This window comes from Actinoplanes sp. KI2 (genome assembly GCF_025630775.1).
Taxonomy (GTDB): Bacteria; Actinomycetota; Actinomycetes; order Mycobacteriales; family Micromonosporaceae; genus Actinoplanes.
In genome coordinates this window covers 1-1,081 of sequence record NZ_JAOSZE010000130.1, presented here as the reverse complement: position 1 = coordinate 1,081, position 1,081 = coordinate 1, and the positions used below count along the sequence as shown (strand labels likewise).

Sequence of the window (1,081 nt, the reverse complement as noted above, 5' to 3'; positions counted from 1 at the left end):
GGCGGCTGTCGATCCCGGTGCCGGGTGGGAAGGCTGAGCTCGTCTCGCCGGTGATCTGCGTGAACGAGGTCCGCGCCGGCAGCCCGTACGCCTGTCGGAGCTGGTTGTAGCTGGGCATGCCGTGGTCCCGGCCGCGTTCGATGTCGGTGGCGCCGAGATCGGTCACGGTGTTGAAACACTGATGCAGCGTTGTACCGTCCAGACAGTCCCGGTTCCGGGCGACCGGGGTGCGAAACAGCACGCTGCGGAGCTGGTTGTCGATCATTTCGTCGTTCTTGTACTGCGCTTCGTGGCTGACCGCCTTCAGCAGCGGCCCGAGCCCGAGCGCGGGCACCAGGTCGGGGTTGAAGAAGGCCTGGTTGAGCGGGACCACCACGGTGACCTTGCCGGAAGCTGTCTTGATCTCGAGGCGTCGGGCGCGGAACGCGTTCAGTTGGGCCTTGCCGTAGTGGCCGGCGTCGGCCTCCACCTCCATCTCGCCGTGGATCTGGCTGTGCGCCCGGTATCCGACGGTGGCGAACTCGTTGCTGATGCTCGCATCGACATTCGCGTTGTACCCGGCGTACGCGGGCAGCGGGACACCCATCGCCGGCAGCCACTGGGTGTAGGTGATGTACTGCTGCTCGGCGATGATCACCTTGCGGGCGATGTCGAACTTGTCCTGCTCGCTCAGCGACGCCGGCAGCGCAGCGACGATCCGGTTGTGCTCGCGCGCGAACAGGGTGTGGGTGGCGGTGAGAAACAGGTTCTCGTTGGCCCGCACGTCCCCGGCGACTATGCGGTGGCCGGGCTTGGCCCGGAGAAGGCCGTCGACCTCCATGGGCGGCGAAGTGCTTGCGTTGCCCCGTGCGGTCGCCCGCGGCAGGTAGCCATGCGGCAGCAGCAACCGGGCCTTGTTGTTCGCGGGATTGCCATCCACCTTACCGGCGCGTAGCCAGTCCAGCCGGGCGGTCGTGCCGCCGTAGACGGGCCAGGCGTCGATGTACGAGCTGTTGGAGTTGACCTGCTGGCGCGGGGTGGTCACCCCGGTGCCCGGCGCCGGCGCGCTGCGGACGAACGGGATGTAGCCGAGGACATCGTC

General features: G+C 67.7%; 1 protein-coding gene. It reads right to left on the bottom strand.

The genetic code is table 11. The annotated features are described in order from the left end of the window. A partial coding sequence (locus tag ODJ79_RS46605) for a peroxidase family protein (RefSeq protein ID WP_317620764.1) occupies positions 1–1,081 on the bottom strand: 1,081 nt, incomplete at both ends.